At 71.4% G+C, this 13,589-nt stretch carries 14 protein-coding genes and 2 pseudogenes; 9 read left to right on the forward strand and 7 right to left on the reverse strand.

Annotated features, from left to right (window positions below):
- Positions 1-29: 29 nt before the first annotated feature.
- Positions 30-1,049: an LLM class flavin-dependent oxidoreductase gene (locus JWP64_RS29335; protein WP_297503404.1), complete on the reverse strand. Its 1,020-nt coding sequence runs from the start codon at positions 1,047-1,049 to the stop codon at positions 30-32.
- A gap of 247 nt (positions 1,050-1,296) precedes the next feature.
- On the opposite strand from JWP64_RS29335, the gene JWP64_RS29340 reads away from it, so the two are divergent.
- A complete protein-coding gene (locus JWP64_RS29340; RefSeq protein WP_297503406.1) occupies positions 1,297-2,319 on the forward strand; it encodes a hypothetical protein in 1,023 nt (340 codons plus the stop codon).
- A pseudogene (locus JWP64_RS29345) lies at positions 2,234-2,821 on the forward strand (FBP domain-containing protein); the annotation flags it as partial. The gene JWP64_RS29340 and the pseudogene JWP64_RS29345, both read left to right, overlap by 86 nt.
- A 9-nt stretch (positions 2,822-2,830) precedes the next feature.
- On the opposite strand, the gene JWP64_RS29350 reads toward JWP64_RS29345, so the two are convergent.
- Positions 2,831-3,235, reverse strand: a complete 405-nt coding sequence (locus tag JWP64_RS29350; RefSeq protein WP_297503408.1) for an SRPBCC family protein — start codon at positions 3,233-3,235, stop codon at positions 2,831-2,833.
- A 133-nt stretch (positions 3,236-3,368) separates the two neighbouring features.
- Here JWP64_RS29350 and JWP64_RS29355 point away from each other — a divergent pair, with 133 nt between their 5' ends.
- Positions 3,369-4,505 (forward strand): hypothetical protein, encoded by a 1,137-nt coding sequence (locus JWP64_RS29355; RefSeq protein ID WP_297503541.1) that lies wholly within the window; start codon positions 3,369-3,371, stop codon positions 4,503-4,505.
- Positions 4,506-4,666: 161 nt separating this feature from the next.
- On the opposite strand, the pseudogene JWP64_RS29360 reads toward JWP64_RS29355, so the two are convergent.
- Positions 4,667-4,972: pseudogene (locus JWP64_RS29360) on the reverse strand (AraC family transcriptional regulator); the annotation flags it as partial.
- Between JWP64_RS29360 and JWP64_RS29365 the strand changes: the two are divergent.
- The 3 genes from JWP64_RS29365 to JWP64_RS29375 all read left to right on the forward strand — a co-directional run bounded on the left by JWP64_RS29365 (position 4,920) and on the right by JWP64_RS29375 (position 5,767).
- The gene (locus JWP64_RS29365; protein ID WP_297503543.1) at positions 4,920-5,144 is read left to right on the forward strand and encodes a hypothetical protein; all 225 of its coding nucleotides are present in this window, start codon (positions 4,920-4,922) and stop codon (positions 5,142-5,144) included. The pseudogene JWP64_RS29360 and the gene JWP64_RS29365 sit on opposite strands and share 53 nt — an antisense overlap.
- Entirely contained in the window at positions 5,141-5,380 is a 240-nt protein-coding gene (locus JWP64_RS29370; protein ID WP_297503410.1) for a hypothetical protein, read from the forward strand. Before JWP64_RS29365 ends, JWP64_RS29370 begins: the two co-directional genes overlap by 4 nt.
- A gap of 111 nt (positions 5,381-5,491) precedes the next feature.
- On the forward strand, positions 5,492-5,767 hold the full coding sequence (locus tag JWP64_RS29375) for a hypothetical protein (protein WP_297503411.1): 276 nt from the start codon (positions 5,492-5,494) through the stop codon (positions 5,765-5,767).
- 76 nt (positions 5,768-5,843) lie between these two features.
- Here JWP64_RS29375 and JWP64_RS29380 read toward each other — a convergent pair whose 3' ends face one another.
- Together JWP64_RS29380 and JWP64_RS29385 are read right to left on the reverse strand one after the other, a co-directional pair.
- Positions 5,844-6,836: a Gfo/Idh/MocA family oxidoreductase gene (locus JWP64_RS29380; RefSeq protein ID WP_297503413.1), complete on the reverse strand. Its 993-nt coding sequence runs from the start codon at positions 6,834-6,836 to the stop codon at positions 5,844-5,846.
- Positions 6,837-8,303 (reverse strand): oligopeptide:H+ symporter, encoded by a 1,467-nt coding sequence (locus JWP64_RS29385; protein ID WP_297503415.1) that lies wholly within the window; start codon positions 8,301-8,303, stop codon positions 6,837-6,839.
- On the opposite strand from JWP64_RS29385, the gene JWP64_RS31755 reads away from it, so the two are divergent.
- A complete protein-coding gene (locus JWP64_RS31755) occupies positions 8,260-8,637 on the forward strand; it encodes a helix-turn-helix domain-containing protein (RefSeq protein ID WP_366890790.1) in 378 nt (125 codons plus the stop codon). The two genes, JWP64_RS29385 and JWP64_RS31755, sit on opposite strands and share 44 nt — an antisense overlap.
- 448 nt (positions 8,638-9,085) lie before the next feature.
- The gene (locus JWP64_RS29395) at positions 9,086-10,867 is read left to right on the forward strand and encodes an FAD-dependent monooxygenase (RefSeq protein WP_297503419.1); all 1,782 of its coding nucleotides are present in this window, start codon (positions 9,086-9,088) and stop codon (positions 10,865-10,867) included.
- Positions 10,868-11,024: 157 nt separating this feature from the next.
- Here JWP64_RS29395 and JWP64_RS29400 read toward each other — a convergent pair whose 3' ends face one another.
- A complete protein-coding gene (locus JWP64_RS29400; protein ID WP_297503421.1) occupies positions 11,025-11,519 on the reverse strand; it encodes a hypothetical protein in 495 nt (164 codons plus the stop codon).
- Between the two features lie 366 nt (positions 11,520-11,885).
- Between JWP64_RS29400 and JWP64_RS29405 the strand changes: the two genes are divergently transcribed.
- Entirely contained in the window at positions 11,886-12,440 is a 555-nt protein-coding gene (locus JWP64_RS29405; RefSeq protein WP_297503423.1) for a Rieske (2Fe-2S) protein, read from the forward strand.
- 647 nt (positions 12,441-13,087) lie between these two features.
- Here the strand turns inward: JWP64_RS29405 and JWP64_RS29410 are convergent.
- Positions 13,088-13,567: a MarR family winged helix-turn-helix transcriptional regulator gene (locus tag JWP64_RS29410; protein ID WP_297503425.1), complete on the reverse strand. Its 480-nt coding sequence runs from the start codon at positions 13,565-13,567 to the stop codon at positions 13,088-13,090.
- Positions 13,568-13,589: the final 22 nt, after the last annotated feature.

A 13,589-nucleotide genomic window follows, 5' to 3' on the forward strand; every position in this document is an offset into this window, starting at 1 on the left:
GTCGTGACGGGGTGGGATCCGTGGCCCGTTCACGCCCCCGAACGGAGGCGGGCACGGACCTCGGGGGCCACCTTCGTGGCCAGGTACTCGATCCGTTCCGAGCCGCTGTCGGTGGACTCGCCGGGCAGCTGCGCCCAGAAGTGCACGTCCTTGACCTGCGGGCGCTCGCGGAACAGGGCGGTCAGCTCGGTGACGGCGGTGCTCGCGTCCCACAGCACGTAGGCCCCGGCCTCGAGGATCTGCGCCGGGTCCGAGAACTGCGGGATCTGCTCCGGCGGTCCGAACGCACCCCACGCGATGTACTGGTTGAGCTGGTAGAGCGCGTGCTTCCCGATCCGGGCCCAGACCCGCTCGGGGTCCTCCGCGACGATCGCCCACTGCCCCGCATAGATCCGCGCGTCCGCGACCGACCCGCCCTGGCGCTCGACGGCGTCGAGGTAGACCTGCTGGTGGGCGTTCTGGGTGGAGAGGAAGCCGTCCGCGATCCGGGCCGCCCGCTCGATCGCGACGTCCGCCATCGCCCCCACCAGCAGTTGGGGCGTCCGCTCGGGCGCCGGGGTCACCGTGAGGCCGGCGGGGAGCCGGAACCGCTTGCCGTCGAAGCCGCTGTCGTCACCCGCCCAGGCCCGCCGGATGATCTCGACGCCCTCCTCGAGCAGGCTCGGGCGGTTGCGCACCTGCTGCCCGAACGCCTCGAACTCGCGCTTCCAGTAGCCCTGGCCGACCCCGAGGTCGAATCGGCCGCCGGTGAGCAGCGACAACGTCGCCGCATCCTCGGCGAGCCGGACCGGGTCGTGCAACGGCGAGACGATCAGGTTCGTCCCGATCCGCAGGCTCGACGTCCGCTCGCCGATCGCCGACGCGAGTACGAACGGCGAGGGGCTGTAGCCGTCGTCGCAGAAGTGGTGCTCGGTGAGCCAGACCGACCCGACGCCCTGCTGCTCGGCCCAGCCGATCTGGTCCAGCACCTCGCGGTAGAAGGAGCCGAAGGGGCGGCCGGGGTCGGGGTTGCGGAAGTCGTACCAGAGCCCGAACGTCGGATCGGCCACGCCGCCACCTCCGTGTGCGGGCGGGCCACGCCGCCCGCCGTCCGCACCGAGGCTGGCCGGGCGGGGCCCGCTTGTCACGCGCCCCGGCTCCGTCGCGTTGTGCACCCTTCCAAAGCGGCCCTCCGCCCGGGCGGCCCGCCCGGGGCCCCTGCCGTAACGGCGTCACGCGATCACCGATGAACGGGTACTCGCTCCCCGCGAACTCGGAGATCCCATGCCGCCTCGTCCCGGGGCACGCCACGCCGGCGTGCCCGCCCCCGTCCTGCTCGACGCCCGGCGGAGCGTGACCGTCACCCGCGAGGAGCACCACCAGGACGTCCTCGCGCAGTACGCGCCGGCGCCGGGCGCGACCCGCCGGATCGTCGCCGACCTCGCGTTCTGCCGGATCGGGGCGGGCAGGTACCGGGGCGAGCGCGGGATCGAGGTGCGGCTCGGCGGGCGTCGGGTCGGCGAGCTGACGCACCGGATGTCCGAACGCTATGCGGGCACGGTCGGGGCGGTGCTCGGGAGCGGGCGGCGGCCGGACTGCGAGGCCCTGGTGAAGCACGGCGACCGCGGGCTCGAGGTGGAGCTGTGGCTACCGGACGCCTCGCAGCCGGCCCCGACGGTCGCGGGCCCGGTGGAGCCGGTGACGGACCGGTTGCCGCAGGTCCCCGTCCCGCGCGGGACGCCCCCGCCCACCCCCTCGACGGCGGTGCTCCCTCGACGAGGCGGCCGCCCCGACCAGACCTCGGTGGTCGCCGGGCCGGCCCCGGCCGCGTCCGGCGCGAGCCGGCCCACCCCCTCGAGGCCGGGGATCCTCCTGGAGCCCCGGCGGCGCCGGCTGCGGAAACCCCACTGGGCGGCGGCGAGCGCCGTGGGCGTGGTGCTCCTGGCGATCGGGATCGGGGCGGGGGACGGCGGGGAGGACCCCGCGGAGGTTTCCGCGAAGACGAGCACGACGCTGCCGGATCCGACGCCGGTCCCGGAGGTGCCGGTCGCCGCGACGCCCACGCTCGCGCCGACGACGACGGGGCGGGCCGCGACGCCGCCCCGGGCACCGTCGGTGGCCGCGGAGCGGGCCGCCCCCACCACGACGCGGGCGCGGGCGGCCACGCCGACCACCACGCGCCCGGCCGCACCGGCGGGCTGCAGCCCGAACTACAGCGGCTGCCTCCCGATCACGGATGACCTCAACTGCACGGATGTCACCGGCACGGTCCAGGTCCTCGGCAGGGACATCTACAGGCTGGACGGCGACGGCGACGGTTACGCCTGCAACGGCAGCTGATCACCCGTCGAACCTTGTTCTGCACCGTGACGTGCAGGTCGCGCTTCCCGGCGTCCTGCCGCTCGGGCGGGAAGTGGCGGCGGCGCAGGCCGTCGAAGCAGGCCCGGGCGGCGGCGTCGAGGAACGCGCTGACGACGAGCGGCTGCACCTGCTCAACCTGGCCGGGGAACGCGCGCGGCGCGCGTCGGCCCGACCGCAAACCGGGTGCGGTCGGTCCCCCGGACTCCCTAGGGTCCGTCCTGCGGATCTACGCCGAGCCTGCGGCGTTCCAGGTGGATGCCCCGCAAGGCCGAGGAGGGGCCGATCCGATCTCGACGCCGTCGACGACGTCCTGGGCTGGCGCGACCCGAAGGCACCGGAGCGCGGCGTCCTACTCCTCCACCACGAGGGCGGGCTCGTCGGGATCGCGCTGCGGGCCGGTGCGCGCGGAGTCCGAGCCGCAGCGATGTGCGCGCTGTGCCGGACCACCCACGCCCCCGGACGCGTGGAGCTGCTCGTGGCCCGCCGAGCCTCACTGCTCGAGCACCCGTTTGAGCGTCCGCAGGTCCGCCGCGACCGCCTCGACGTCCGCCACGAACTCCGCATCGCCCACCCCGGGCCGCCGCTGCACGGTGAACACGAGGTCCGCGCCGGGCCCGTTCGGGACGACCCGCATCGGGTTCGTGACGACCTCGCCGGACGGCAGCTCGACGTCGTGATCCAGGACACCCCACGGGTTCGGCGCGGCGAACGTCACCGCCACCCGGCCCATCGGGGAGTCCGCGTACCAGCGCCCGTCGACGCGCTCCATGCTTTCGGCGAGACCGGCCGCCCACACGGGCAGATGCACGGGATCTGCGACGTACTCCCGGACCTGCTCGGGTCTGCGCGCGATGTAGACACCCACGTGGCAGGACGTGCTGTCCGGTGTGGTCATGGCTCGGTGTCTATCAGGCACCGACGGACCGTGACGGTCCGGCGACGTACGGTTCGTCCGATCGGTAACGAAACGGCGTCGACGGCGATCAAGGACATGGCCCCCGTTCGCTCCCCGCATCGGAGTTCACCCCATGTCTTCCGCCCCCGGCCTGGCCGTGCTCGAGCCACGCCGCACCATCCTCGTCACCCAGGTCGAGGACCATCAGGACATCCTCGCCCCCCACGCCCCCGTCGACTCCGAGCGCCGCGACGTCCTCGTCGAGCTGGCCTTCTGCACCGTCTCCGCAGGCATGTACGCGGGCAGCCGCGGCATCGAGGTCCGCCTGGACGGCTACCGCGTCGGCGAGCTCACCCCGACGATGTCGCACCGCTACGCGGAGCTCCTCGAGCAGGTCTACGCCGCCGGCCAGCAGCCCGGCGCGGAGGCCGTCGTCAAACACGGCCCGCGCGGCGTGGAGATGCAGCTACGGCTCCCGGCCCTCGACGAGTCCGAGGAACCGACGCGGATGACCCCGGTCGTCGAGCCGCTCACGTCGCACGTCGAGGACCTCCCGCAGCAGGACCAGGGGCCGGACTTCGGCTTCGTCCCCGCCCAGCAGGCCGACGGCACCTGGTTGCAGCAGGACCCGTGGCGCGAGCCCGAGACGGTGGCGGCGGCAGGCTATGCCGGCCCGTACGAGCCCGGCTACGACGCGTCCTACGACGACCGCGCCGGCGCGGTGGCCCCCGCGCCCCGCCGGTTCGAGCGCAGGCGTCTCCGCAGGTCGGCCTGGATCGCCGCGGGAGCGGTGGCGGCCGTGCTGATCGGTGTCGTGGTCCTGGTGACCAGCGGCGGGGGCGACGAGCCCACCTCGTTCTCGGCGTCCACCACGCTGCCCGACCGGGCCATGCCCGCCACGACCGCGCCCGCGCCGACGACCACCACGGCCGCTCCGGCCGAGACGACGCAGGCCGAGGCGGCCGCCACCACGCGGCGACGGGCGGCCGGACAGCTCACGCTGACGGTGGCGCCGGCACCCCGGGCCCCGGTCAACCCGACACCGGCACCCGTCACACCGGCGCCGGCCGGCGGGCTCTTCCCCGGCGCGGGTGAGACCGGAGGCACCGGCGAGACCGGTGGCCCGGGAGGCACCGAGGAGACCGCCGGCGGGGCGGGTGGAACCAGCACGACCCCGACCGACTGCCCGGACACCACGACCGGCGGAGGCGCCAGCCAGAGCCCGGGGCTGATCCAGACGCAGCCGAACTGCACCTCCGCCGCCAACTGACCCTCACCCCGCCGGCAGCGACTCCTCCCACCCCACGGGGGGACGCTGCCGGACCTTCGGCGACGTCCCGACCACCCGCTTGAACGCCCGGCTGAAACCGCCTCCGAGCGGTAGCCGAGCGTCCCCGCGAGCTGCACGACCGTCGCGTCCCCGTTCTGCAGCCGGTCTAGCGCGACGTGCATCCGCCAGCGCGTCACGTACGCCATGACCGGCTCCCCGACGAGCTCGGTGAACCGCGCCGCGAAGGACGAACGGGACAGGGCCAGTTCCGCGGCGAGCGACGCGACCGTCCAGTCCCGCGCCGGATCCCGGTGGATCAGCGCGAGCGCCCGCCCGACGTGCCGGTCCGCGAGTGCCCCGAGCCAACCCGTCCGGGCTGCGTCGTCGGTCTCCAGCCAGGCGCGGATGGCCTGGATGACCAGCACGCCCGCCAACCTGGTGGTCACGGCCTCGCCGCCGGGGCGCATCTCGTCGACCTCGAGCGCAATGAGCCGCAGGGTGTCCTGCAGGCGTTCGGTGAGCGGGGAGACCGCCGCGTTCAACCGCGGCGCCATCCGCCCCCACACCGGCCGGATCGCCGACACCACCACACCGACCACGTTCGCGGAGTTCGTGGGCTCGCTCGGGATACCAGCATGAGCGGGCTGGTCCTCGCCGCGCTCGCCGGCTGCGGACACCCCGCTGCTCATCACCGGCGCGCTCGTCTCCCTGATCGGCGGGTACGGCACCCCGTTCGCGGTGAACATCCGCTGAACAACCGGCTGGGCCGCGGCGGGGAGTGGGCGGCCTTCGCCCGGCCCTGGGCGCTCATGAACCACCTTCGAGCCGCGGCGTCGACGGCGGACACGGCCCTGCTGGCCGCGGGCCTGGGCTGAGAGCGAGGTCTCCCGGACGGGGGATGGCCACTCCGCCTCCCGCGAGGCAGAGTGGTCCCCCGGCCCGCTTCCCCCGGGACCGTCTCGTATCGGACGACCCCGGGGGAAGACGTGCAGCACGAGCAGCGGCGCTATGCCGCGCTACGCGCGGACCAGGAGACCATCGCCCGGGCGGCCGCCTGGCTGCGGCACGACGCCGTCCAGTCGCAGTACGCCGGGCTGAGCCGGCAGGAGTACGCGTTCGGCATGGCGTCCCTGCTGGACGTCGTCGCGATCAACCTGGCGGACCTGCCGCCCTCACTGCGGGAGCACGCCGTCCGCGTCTGCCGGACGATGCTCGGGGACCGGATGGACATGCCCGCCACGAGACGAACCCGGCGTCGCTGAGTTGCGGAGACGCCGGTTGTCCACAGCTGTGGATGAACATGTGGGCAACTCGAACGCCCGTTCGAGACCGACAGTCTCAGAGCTCGGCCGGCCCCTCCTGCGGCTCCATCCCCAGCTGCTCGGCGACCGCGCCCATGATGTCCTGCACCGCGATCGTGTCCGCCAACGGCATCACCGCGCTCTCCGTCCGGCCTGCGGCGATGCACTCCGTGACCTCGATCAGCTCGTGCGAGTACCCGGCCCCGGTGGCAGGCCGGGTGATCGTCTCGGGCTCGTGCCCGTTGCGCTGCAGCAGGATGGCGGACGGATGGTGGAAGCGCGGCAGCACCTCGATCCAGCCCTCGGTGCCCACCACCCGCGCCATCCCCGGGGTCTGGCAGCGCAGCGAGCCGAACGCCGTGGCCGTTCGGCCGTCGGGGTATCCGAGCAGAACCGACCCCTCGACGTCGACGCCCGTCCCGGTCAGCACACCGTGCGCATGCACCCGGTCCGGCTTCCCCAGCACCATCTGCGCGAACGAGATCGGGTAGACGGTCAGGTCGAACAGGGCGCCGCCGCCGAGCTCGAAGGAGAAGAACCGGTCGTTCGGGTCCGCGTTCTGCTTCGCGCCGAGCTCCACCTGCACGGACGCGACCTCGCCGATCGCGCCGGCGGCGATCAGCTCCCGCATCCGGACGACGGCCGGCTGGAAACGCGTCCACATCGCCTCCATGACGAAGATCCCGCGCTCCCGGGCGAGGTCCGCGATCTCCCGGGTGGCCCCGGGCGTCACCGTGAAGGCCTTCTCCACCAGCAGCGCCTTGCCGGCCCGCAAGGCCGCGAGGGCGATCGCGCGGTGCTGCGGGTGCGGGGTCGCGACGTAGAGGACGTCGACGTCCGGGTCGTCGAGGATCGCCTGGTAGGAGTCGTACGCGGTGTCGATCCCGTGCTCGGCGGCGAACGCCGTCGCCCGCTCCTTCGACCGCGAGGCGACAGCCACCACCTCCGCCCCGGGGACGTACGGGAAGTCCCGGACCACCTTCGACGCGATGCGGCCCGGGCCGACGATCCCCCAGCGGACGGAAGTCATTCAGCGCACTCCTTCCATGAGCCGGCGCAGCACCGGCGTGAGCAGGGCCACCACGGCCCCGACGACGATCGCGGCGCCCCCGAGGACACCGAAGTACGGCACCTCGGACGCGGGCGAGTAGTACCCCGCCAGCGTGCCCGACAGCGCCGAGCCGAGCGCGACCGATAGGAAGAACAGCGCCACCATCTGCGTCCGGAACGCCGCGGGCGCCAGCTTCGTGGACAGCGACAGGCCCACCGGCGAGAGCAGCAGCTCGGCGATGGTGAACACCAGGAGGATCCCGGTCAGCCCGAGCAGCGGTGCGCTCCCGGGACCGCCGCCGGCCATCGGCAGGAACAGCAGGAACGCGACGCCCATGATCGCGGTGCCGAGCGCGAACTTGACCGGCGTCGACGGCTGGCGCGGACCGAGCTTCGTCCACAGCGCAGCGAACGCCCCGGACAGCACGATGATGAACACCGGGTTGATCGACTGCACCCAGGACACGGGCATCTCCCAGCCGAACAGCGAGCGGTCCAGCCGGGAGTCCGCGTAGAGGGTGACGACCGTGAACTGCTGCTGGTAGAGCGACCAGAACACCGCGCTGGCGATCCACAGCGGGATGAACGCGAGTACCCGGCGGCGCTCGATCCGGGTGATCCGGCGGCTGGCGAGGATGAGGACGAAGTACCCCACCGCGGCGACGACGGTGACGCCGACGACGATCGCGTTCAGCCGGTCCGCACGCAGCACCCCGGTGAGCGCCAGCACCACGACGACGACGACGCCCGCGAGCGCGACACCCGCCGCGACCAGGCGATCCCTAGCCCTCAACGGAGCCGGGACCTCGGCCGCCGAGCGGGGCAGCCGGCGTCGGCCGACCGTGTACTGGGCGAGCCCGAGCGCCATGCCGAGCGCGGCGAGGCCGAACCCGTAGTGGAAGCCCAGCGTCGTCTGCAGCAGCCCGGTGAGCAGCGGTCCGAGCAGCGCGCCCAGGTTGATGCCCAGGTAGAACAGGGAGAACCCGGCGTCGCGGCGCTCGTCGCCCTCCGCGTAGAGGGTGCCAACGAGCGAGGTGGCGGTGGCCTTGATCCCGCCGCTGCCGAGCGCGACGAGCACCAGCCCGACGCCGACCCCCGCGAGGCCGGGAAGCACGGCGAGCGCGATGTGCCCGGCCATGACCAGCACGGCGCTGAAGAACAGGGTGCGTTCGGCGCCGAGGACCCGGTCCGCGATCCAGGCCGCGCCGACCGTCGAGAGGTAGACGAGCCCGCCGTAGGCGCCGATGATGCCGGTCGCCGTGGTCTCGTCGATCCCCAGACCGCCCTCGGCGGCGCTGTAGATCAGGTAGAGCAGCAGGATGCCCTGCATCCCGTAGAACGAGAACCGCTCCCACAGCTCGACGCCGAACAGGGTGGCCAGCGGGCGCGGCTGCCCGAAGAACGTGGGTCCGGAGTACGGGGCGGCGGCGCGGTCGACATCGGTCACGGCGGACACCCTCCCACCGCGGCGAACGACCGGCGGGACCACCCTGCGCCGCCCGAGTGGCTCGAGCGGCGCAGGGTGGCGCTCGAGTCACTCGGGCTGCTTGGCCGGCTCGTCACTCCGCAGCGTTCAGGACGTAGCGGACGAGCTGCAGGTCGGTCCGCAGACCGTCCGCCGACTCATCGTTGCGGGCGAGCTGTCCGCCATCCGCATCGGCCGGCAACGGCGCAATGAGCCGGCAGGGGTCGAACGACTCGAACGACTCCGGTGCGCCCCCGCCACTGCGTGGAAGGGCCGACTCCCGCACCGGCTCCACATCCCGAGAAGACCCCGTTGAACGCCCGAAAACGGGGAACGGGAGCCCGGCCGTGTCGTCCGAACTCCCGCCCCAAAGATCTCGCACCGAGACCGACAAGTTGCCTCCGCACGAGCGCCCAAGCCCGCAGCCTCACCGCCCGGCACCCCAACCTCACACTCGCACTACTCACATGACCGCGGGATCAACTACGCCGATGCCCGAGAGCCCACCGAGCTGAAGATCAAGGCCATACACTTAGGTGTTCAGCCTATTTAGGGGATTTAGCGCTTGGTGGCAGGTTCGGGAACTGTCGGCTCTGCTCTCCCGGCCGCCCGCACCGGGCCGGTCGCACACCACTTAGTTGTCGCGTTGAACGTTAAGGATTTGACAACTCTCTTGATGATTCTTTACTAGTAACGTGACCGCTTCTCGGTACGAGCGATGACATGTGTTCTGGAAGTGAATAGCAGAGCCGAGAGGGCTGACGATGGAACAGCGCGGCCAGTACGACACGGACGTGATCGTGGTTGGGGCGGGGCCGGTGGGTCTGACCGTGGCGATCGCGCTGCGGCGGCTGGGCCTGCGGATACGGGTTGTGGATCGAGCATCCGGCGCCAACCGGGAACCTCGCGCGGATGTGATCTTCCCTCGTGCGGGGGAAGCGTTGGACGCCCTCGGGGTGGGGGAGACGATCCGTCGGCATTCCTTTGAGATGATGGGCGCGGAGTTCTTCGGGGACGGGCGTCGCATGGGCTCGTTCAGAAGCGGCCGGTTCGCCTCCCGTTATCCGCGCGCCATGACCATCGAGCAGCATGACATCGAGCGGCTGCTCGGCACCGAGCTGGCCGAGCACGACGTGCACGTGCAGTGGCACATCGAGGTCAGCGGACTGCGCGATCGCGGAAGTCACGTCGAACTCACCCTGACCCAGCCGGACGGCCGCACCGAGGTAGCCACTACGGCATGGGTGGTGGCCTGCGACGGCAAGCACAGCACGGTCCGGGGCCTGCTCGGCGTCGAGTTCGAGGGGCGACGCCGGGACGATCTGCAGATCCTGCAGGGCAACGTCGTGCCGTCCTGGCCGCTGCCCTACCAGCCGGGTCACGGGTACTTCTTCCTCGCTCCGTACCGGACCGTGCTCGCCTTCCCCATCCCGGACGGCGGGTACCGGGTCTTCATCGTCCGTGACGACCCCGATCCGGATCACATGGACCCACCGACCCTGGAGGAGCTGCGGGAGCTCGTTGCCGGCGCCGCCGGACTGCCCGATCTACAGCTCAGCTTGACCGAGCCGGTCTGGCTCAACCGGGTGCGGGTCGCGGACCGCGTGGCCACCCGACTGCGGCAAGGCCGCGTCTTGCTCGCCGGTGACGCGGCACACGCCTGGGCGCCGATCGGCGGGCACGGGATGAACGTCGGAATGCTCGGCGCGCACAACCTGGCATGGAAGCTCGCCGCAGTTCATCGGGGGCAGGCCGCCGATGCCCTGCTGGACTCCTACGATGCCGAGCAGCGTGCATTCGCCTTCGGCGTGATGCGGGACATGCGGTTGAACATCACCGAGGTGCTCCTGCCACGAACCCTGCACCGGCTGCGATGTGCGTTCCTGAGGGCAACGATGTCGGCGGAGAGCGTTCAACGGCGGACCGAGTGGATGATGAGCGACTTCGGCCGCAACCACCGCCGCGGTGACCTGTCCTGGCACCGGGCCGGGCGACGCGGCCGCGGACCACGGGCCGGGGACCGGATTCCCGACATCCCGGTGGTCACCCCCGGGCATGACCAGGCGGTCAACCTCCACCACCTTCTCGGTTATGACCGGTGGACGCTGCTGCTCGCCGGCCCCCCGACCGCCCCGGCAACCCTGCAGAAGTTGCGAGACACCATCGCTGACACGACCGTCCGGGTCGAGATCGTGCCGATCGCCCCGGCCGACGCGTCCGCAGCCCGGCAACTTGGCCAGGGTAGCGAGATCCTGCTGGTGCGGCCGGACGGGTACATCGGCCTGGTCGCCCCGCTCGAGCCGATCTACGTGCGGGACTACCTCGCCACCTTCGGCTTCCCTTGCACCGACCTTGCCCGTCCGTCACCGCAGCAGACGACGCCTCGCGCGGTCCCCGCACTCCTGCGAAGGAAACGCCTGTTGAAACGACCGGCAACTGCTCGTTCGCTGAGTCGTCACGTGGTTGGCCGGCCGATGGTAGTCGGAGCAGGCTCGATCGATCAAGAAGTCGATCGGCGGGGTAGGGGCTCTACACCGACAAGGTGATGCCCTTACGGGACGATCACCGCCTGGCGTAACCCTGATGACCTCTTTATCAGACGATCGATCACGGAATTCTGGAACTGGGCATCATCGGCCAGCTGCTGGATCACTGCAGCATCAGGAACGCCGGTGCGAATGCTACCGCCATGGCTCGGCTTCGTTACCACTTGATCAATCGGGAAGGAAGGGAACGAATTCGCACGACGGCGGAGAAGACCTCCCCGAACGGCCGGTGAGAGCCCCGACGCTGCCGACGCGGTTGCAGAGGGGGCGAACTCGCCCCCCAGGTCAGTGAAAAGCGCATCACGCGCTTGCCTGTTTTCGGCCGGAACGATTCCACCTCGTAATGCAAGGTGTATTTCCGGCGCTTGTCATCGCCACCGAACGGTATCCGCACATCCCCTTGACCTGCCGCGCGCTCGAGAATATACCTCGTACCTGGGGCGTCGCCTGGATCAAGCGGGCGGCCGTCGAGATCAACAAGGTTTACCGCAGCCTGCCCTTCGACGGGAAAATCACGGTTGATCGGGATCGAGCCGCCCGCGCTCAAACTGCGCGGCGCGTCGAACACATTCATACCGTTGTACCTCAGCTGGACCAAGTCGTTGCCGAAGGCGTCCTCGGCGTCCCGGCGGGTAAGGGCCTTAAGCTTCACGGTGTGAGGCATGGAACTCTTCCCTCTTCGGAGGTGTTGGGCAACGCAATTCTTCAGCTCTTCGGAGAGCCTTTCGTAGTCATCCTGACAGACTTGCCGGGCGCATATCGGGCGAGTACTCGACAAGTTCAGCGTGCTGTGCGATGGAGTACCGATGCTACCTCTATCGTGTTCGATTCCCCTCAGGGGAACCCCCTAGGGGACCCCTGACCAAAAATGATCAACCCGCAACACGGACCCCTGGACAGGACAGCAATCCAATAGTGCGGGCGCACCAGACGGGCATCCAATTGGTCGCTTGCCCCGGCAGACGCCCGATGTTTGTCTCATTGCAGGACGTTGGGTCTCGACGACGTGGGGGGTTCGATGACGACGACGCGGAAGAACTGCTGTCCCGGGGTGGCCAAGGACGAGACGACGGACGACACCGACGGCTGGTTGACCCGGCGCTCGATGCTGGTGACCGGAGCCGCGACGGTCGGACTCGCCACACTCACTCTCGCCGGGTGTGGATCCGCGCCCGGCGAGACGCCGAGCGCTGCCCCAGGCGCCAACAATCCGGCCGGGCCGCCGCCGGCAGCCGCCCCGAGGGCGGCGGAAGCACCGGCCGTCGCGGTCGCGGCCAACGGAACCCCGGTGGTCGCCCTCGCCAACATTCCGATCGGGCAGTCGGTGGCAGCGACCGGCGCCGGTGGGCAGCAGCTGATCGTCACCCGAACCTCAGCCGGCTCCGCGGTCGCCCACAGCGCGATCTGCACGCACCAGGGCTGCGCGGTGGCCCCCGCCGGCACGCAGCTGCACTGCCCGTGTCACGGCTCGGCCTTCAACGCAGCGGATGGCGCGGTCCTCCACGGACCCGCCGCCTCGCCGCTGCCGGCGGTCGCCGTCACGGTGGCGAACGGCCAGGTCGTGCAGACCTGAGGTGACCGCCTGCTGATCGACCCGACCGTTCCGGGCCACCACCTGTCCGGCCGGAAACGTGCGGGGAGCGCCGGGTCAGGCTGAGCGCCCCGGGCAGCCGGCCGGCCCCCACCTGTCGACTGGGTCAGCCTCGTGCGCCCGCGTAGCGGCTCGGCTCGCTCGAATTGCAGCCCGGCCATCGCCTGCCGGTGCTGCTCGGCGCGGTGCTCGATCTCGGCCCGGACGGTCGTGGCCCGCGCGTGAGGCGAGCCGCCCATAGGTTTCCTGCAGGAGCGCAGCACGGCTACGTAGGCGCTGACCCGCATCGGGGGGGCCGATCGTCCGTTTCGTCCCGCGAGCTCGACACCTACCTCGCCGAGCGCGGATCGGCCTGTCACACCCGTCCTACCGCAACCGCACCCCGCACCCCGCACCGGGGCGAGCACCTGCTCGAACCGGTCCGCCAACTCATCGAGTCGGTCGAGGACACTCTCGAAGGCCAGCTCGACCTGGAACTGCACGGCGACGCAGCATCGACGGCGTCGGGCCCGCATCGGGCAGCGCCTGCTCGCGATGACCGCCGCGATCCGGCACATCCGCGCCCCTGGCCGACCCATCACCCGATCCCTGATCGCCTCCGACCACTGATCGAGTTCGGACGTACTCGTCTAGAGCCGACGGTAGCCCGGATGGACCCCGGGGGTCAGGCCGTGCTCGGCGGCGAGCTTGTCGAGCAGCGCCCGCAGGTTCCGGCGCTCCTCCGGCTCGAGGGCTCCACAGATCGCCTCGTCGTGGGCCCGGGCGACCTCCCCGATCCTCCGCAGCAGCTTCTCCCCCTCCTCGGTGAGGTGCAGCGCGTGCAGCCGGCGGTCGTCCGGGTTGCGGCGGCGTTCGACGATCCCCCGCTCGTCCAGCCCGTCGACGAGCCTGACGAGCCGGCTCGGCGGCGTCCCGAGGAGCGTCGCCAGTGCTTGCTGGGACTGGCCGGGCTGCGCCGCGATCGCCCGGAGCAGCCCGGTCTGCGGTGGCGTCAGGTCGATCTCGGCGATCCGCTCGGCGAAGCGGCCCGCGGCGTAGGCCCCCAGCTGGGCCAGCAGGAAGGCGGATCCCGGCCCGGAGTCCGGGCCGCGGTCGGTCGTGGTCGGCACGAGCAGAACCATACCCGTTGAC

The sequence above is a fragment of the Pseudonocardia sp. genome (assembly GCF_025465255.1).
Classification (GTDB): Bacteria; Actinomycetota; Actinomycetes; order Mycobacteriales; family Pseudonocardiaceae; genus Pseudonocardia.

Excerpts from the sequence above, each read along its gene's own strand:
- JWP64_RS29405 (WP_297503423.1), top strand. The coding sequence starts at position 11,886 with ATGACGACGACGCGGAAGAACTGCTGTCCCGGGGTGGCCAAGGACGAG.
- JWP64_RS29380 (WP_297503413.1), bottom strand. The coding sequence starts at position 6,836 with ATGACTTCCGTCCGCTGGGGGATCGTCGGCCCGGGCCGCATCGCGTCG.
- JWP64_RS29370 (WP_297503410.1), top strand. The coding sequence starts at position 5,141 with ATGAGCGGGCTGGTCCTCGCCGCGCTCGCCGGCTGCGGACACCCCGCT.
- JWP64_RS29395 (WP_297503419.1), top strand. The coding sequence starts at position 9,086 with ATGGAACAGCGCGGCCAGTACGACACGGACGTGATCGTGGTTGGGGCG.
- JWP64_RS29355 (WP_297503541.1), top strand. The coding sequence starts at position 3,369 with ATGTCTTCCGCCCCCGGCCTGGCCGTGCTCGAGCCACGCCGCACCATC.
- JWP64_RS29350 (WP_297503408.1), bottom strand. The coding sequence starts at position 3,235 with ATGACCACACCGGACAGCACGTCCTGCCACGTGGGTGTCTACATCGCG.
- JWP64_RS29365 (WP_297503543.1), top strand. The coding sequence starts at position 4,920 with ATGACCAGCACGCCCGCCAACCTGGTGGTCACGGCCTCGCCGCCGGGG.